General features: G+C 62.4%; 2 protein-coding genes. One reads left to right on the top strand and one right to left on the bottom strand.

The window, feature by feature from the left end:
* Positions 1 to 249: 249 nt before the first annotated feature.
* The gene (locus ACF1AK_RS36175; protein ID WP_391503066.1) at positions 250 to 1,014 is read right to left on the bottom strand and encodes a homocysteine S-methyltransferase family protein; all 765 of its coding nucleotides are present in this window, start codon (positions 1,012 to 1,014) and stop codon (positions 250 to 252) included.
* Positions 1,015 to 1,072: 58 nt separating this feature from the next.
* Between ACF1AK_RS36175 and ACF1AK_RS36180 the strand changes: the two genes are divergently transcribed.
* The coding region (locus ACF1AK_RS36180) for a dihydropteroate synthase (RefSeq protein ID WP_391503067.1) at positions 1,073 to 2,978 on the top strand (1,906 nt) is incomplete at its 3' end.

Here is a 2,978-nt window from a genome sequence, read left to right on the forward strand (position 1 = left end):
CGGATGTGCATGGGGGCACATTGCACCAAGTCGGTGTTCTAGAGAACGGATTCAATCCAGTTGTCTTTCGATCATTGTGTTCGGCCGGACCCTCGTTCATCCCGGTTGCTCGACATTCTCTCGAAGCACTGGGGTCCTCGTGTGTGTTGCCGAGCAATGCCAATGCAATCCGCGCTATCGACCAGGCGTTCTGCTTCGGACACTGATTCCCGACCGCCGTTCTTTCTCCTTTCGTCATGCGACCACGATCTAATTGCCGAACTGCGCCTTGAGCTTTCGATGAGTGCAGTCTGCGGCACTATCTCGTGTCGACGACAACCAACCCGTGAGGTAAGTGCATTGAACCGATTCGAGGCCAGAAATCCCATCGCCGCTGTTTCCTCGAAGGCCACGGCAGGCGGCATGTCTGCCCCATTTAACTCTGCCCTGCTTGATGCGCTGAAACAGCGCGTTGTCATCGGCGACGGAGCGATGGGCACCATGTTGCAGGCCGCGGACCTCACCCTGGACGACTTCCTCGGCCTCGAGTGCCGTCAGCGCCGCACCGATCTCACTGCCCAGGAGCATCGTTCCGGTTGTCTCGACCGTCACGTGCGTGATGATCGGCAACCGCAGTCCGAGTTGCTCCATCGCACGCTGGCTGCCGAGGATTGCAGCTTTCACCTGAAGCAGGTCCTGGCAGGTTTCGACGAGGATGGCGTCGGCGCCACCGTCGATCATGCCGAGCGCAGCTTCGGTGTACGCGTCACGCAGGACTGCGTACGGTGCGTGTCCCAGGCTGGGGAGCTTGGTTCCCGGTCCCATCGAGCCGAGTACGAATCGGGCCATGCCGTCGCGGCCTGGTCCCATCTCGTCCGCTACTTCACGGGCGAGAGCAGTGCCTTTTTCCGCGAGTTCGCGGATCCGGTGAGAGATGTCGTAGTCGGCGAGGTTGGGCAGGTTGCAACCGAAGGTGTTGGTCTCGACGGCATCGGCACCAGCGGCGAAGTACGCACGGTGGATGTCTTTGAGCACGTCGGGACGGGTGTCGTTGAGGATCTCATTGCACCCCCTCGAGCCACTCGGTATCGACATGATCGGTCTGAACTGTGCCACCGGGCCGGCCGAGATGAGTGAACATCTCCGTCATCTGTCCAAGTACTCCACGCTGCCGGTGTCGGTCATGCCCAATGCCGGCCTGCCGCAGCTCGGCCCCAAGGGCGCCGAGTACCCGCTGACCGCCGACGAATTGGCCGAAGCCCTCAGTGGTTTCGTTTCCGAGTTCGGACTCGGCCTCGTAGGCGGCTGCTGCGGTACGACACCCGAGCACATCAGCGCGGTCGCCGACGCGGTCCGTCAGGTCGAGAAGGCCCAGCGCACGCCGATCCACGAGCCGAGCACCTCTTCGCTGTACTCGGCGGTGCCGTTCGAGCAGGACGCCAGCATCCTGATGATCGGCGAACGCACGAACTCCAACGGCTCCAAGGCTTTCCGCGAGGCGATGCTCTCCGCGGACTACCAGAAGTGCCTGGACATCGCCAAGGACCAGACCCGCGACGGCGCACACATGCTCGACCTCAACGTCGACTACGTGGGCCGCGACGGTGCCGCCGACATGTCGGAACTTGCCAGCCGCCTGGCGACGTCCTCGACGCTGCCGATCATGCTCGACTCCACCGAGCCTGCCGTGCTGCAAGCCGGCCTCGAGCACCTCGGTGGCCGCTGCGCCGTCAACTCCGTCAACTACGAAGACGGCGCCGGCCCCGAATCGCGTTTCCACAAGATCATGACTCTGGTCAAGGAGCACGGCGCGGCGGTCGTCGCCCTGACCATCGACGAAGAGGGCCAGGCTCGCACAGCCGAGACCAAGGTCGCCATCGCCAAGCGTCTGATCGAGGACATCAAGGGAAACTGGGGACTCGCCGAGTCCGACATCATCGTCGACGCCTTGACCTTCCCCATCTCCACCGGTCAGGAAGAGGTGCGACGCGACGGCATCGAGACCATCGAAGCCATCCGTCAGCTCAAGGCTGCGTACCCGGAACTCCACTTCACCCTGGGTATCTCGAACATCTCGTTCGGTTTGAACCCGGCCGCACGGCAGGTCCTCAACTCGGTGTTCCTGCACGAGTGCACCGAGGCAGGTCTGGACACGGCGATCGTTCACGCGTCCAAGATTCTGCCGATGGCGCGAATTCCTGACGAGCAGCGTGAAACCGCACTCGACCTCGTCTACGACCGTCGTAGCGAGGGGTACGACCCGCTGCAGAAGCTGATGGCTCTGTTCGAGGGTGTCTCGGCTGCGTCGGCGCGCGAGTCCCGTGCGCAGGAACTGGCGGGACTTCCGTTGTTCGACCGGCTCGAACGCCGCATCGTCGACGGCGAGCGCAACGGCCTCGACGACGACCTCACCGAGGCGATGACGATCAAGTCCCCGCTGGCCATCATCAACGAGACCCTGCTCTCGGGCATGAAGACCGTCGGTGAACTGTTCGGTTCCGGACAGATGCAGTTGCCGTTCGTTCTGCAGTCCGCCGAGGTCATGAAGACTGCCGTGGCATTCCTCGAACCGCACATGGAGGCGAGCGACGAGGACGGCAAGGGTCGCATCGTGATCGCGACCGTCAAGGGCGACGTTCACGACATCGGCAAGAACCTGGTCGACATCATCTTGAGCAACAACGGCTACGAGGTCGTCAACATCGGTATCAAGCAGCCGATCGCGACCATTCTCGACGTCGCGTTGGACAAGAAAGCCGACGTGATCGGCATGTCCGGACTGCTCGTGAAGTCCACTGTCGTGATGAAGGAAAACCTCCAGGAACTCAACGCACGCGGAGTCGCCGAGAAGTTCCCGGTTCTGCTCGGTGGTGCGGCGCTCACGCGCTCCTACGTCGAGAACGACCTGCAGGAGGTGTACGAGGGCGACGTCAGCTATGCCCGCGACGCTTTCGAGGGTCTGAACTTGTTGGACCAGATCATGACGACCATGCGTGGTG

Origin of the sequence: Kitasatospora sp. NPDC015120 (assembly GCF_043080305.1) — a bacterium.
Taxonomy (GTDB): Bacteria; Actinomycetota; Actinomycetes; order Streptomycetales; family Streptomycetaceae; genus Kitasatospora.